This is a genomic window from Saccharopolyspora sp. NPDC000995, from assembly GCF_053599315.1.
Map to the genome: position 1 here is coordinate 1 of NZ_JBSFLZ010000347.1, position 1268 is coordinate 1268.

General features: G+C 64.0%; 1 protein-coding gene. It reads left to right on the plus strand.

Annotated elements, in window-relative coordinates:
• Positions 1-31 precede the first annotated feature (31 nt).
• A partial coding sequence (locus tag ACWDKQ_RS36255; RefSeq protein ID WP_450143254.1) for a hypothetical protein occupies positions 32-1268 on the plus strand: 1237 nt, incomplete at its 3' end.

Genomic DNA, 1268 nt, shown 5'->3' on the forward strand with positions numbered 1-1268 from the left:
GACCGCACGTGCTTTCAGTAAGAAGTTCCGGGTGGACGGTCTGTCGGTGGAAAAGCGCCGCCGGGATCAGCATGGTGTGGTCGAGTATTCGTTGACGATGCGTAATCCCGAGCCGGTGCTGGATGGTGACGGTAACCCGGTCAAGATCTGGGAGCAGCCGACGCGGTCGGTGACCGGTGGGCGCGCCACGGGCAGCAGCAAGGCCGGGACTTTCTTCTGGTCGAACTCCATCGAGCCCGCGATGATCCCAACCGATGAACACACAGGTGTCCTCTCCGGTTTGGTGATCCAGGAGTGGGTCCCGGGGGCGGGTAGCTACCGGCGGGAACGCGGACATGCCAGCGACACCGCACTCACCCGGTCGAAGACGGGCCCACCGCGGGTGCTTCACCTGGTCACGGTGGACCTCGAGGCCACCGTCGGCGCCGAGGTCAAGACCGTCGGCAAGATCGACAAAATGGGATTGTTCAAAGGCGCCCCGCCCGCCCGTTCCGCGGAGCGGTTCACGCTGCCTGCCTCGACGACGGTATGGGTGGACGACCAGCAGCTACAGGAGATCAAGACCAGACAGGCCGAACTCGAGGGACAGCGAGCACACGAAACCGGCAAGCAACCGGTCGCGATTACCACCGAAGCGCTGAACACACCCACGGATACGGCAAAGGATTCGCCCACGGACGTGGCGAAGGACTCGCCTGGGGATATGGCAAAGGATTCGCCCACGGACGTGGCGAAGGACTCGCCTGGGGATATGGCGAAGGATTCGCCTGGGGATGTGGCGAAGGTGCCTTCTGGGCACAGGCTGGCTACTCCGTCGTGGAGTCAGGGGGTTACCGAGCCGGTGGATTTGAGTGACCGGATTCCGTTGTTGCGCCGGCAGATTTCCCAGCGGCCGGAACTGGGTCCGGATGCGGCTGACTGGTTGTTGCCGGTTTCCCCGCAGGGCACGCCCGTGGGCAATGATCGTACGGCTGAGCATTTCCTGTCGAATGTGCAGGCCAAGCTTGGTGATCTCGAGAATGGGGGGGCCGGCACACAGCTGCGGTGGGAAGGCCGCTGGAAGGGTCACACCTACGAACTTCATGTCGGCGCTGAGCTTGTGGGTGAGCCGGAGGTGCAAGGGATCAAGCATGGTGGGCTTGCGGCGACCAGTGTGGCGGCGATCGCCGTCAGCAAGATCCGGAGCCTTACCGGGGTTTTCCTGGAAGTGATGTCGGGTGCGATCCCGGGCGTGTTGCTGCACGGGTCGGATTCGCCGGGTGGGGTGG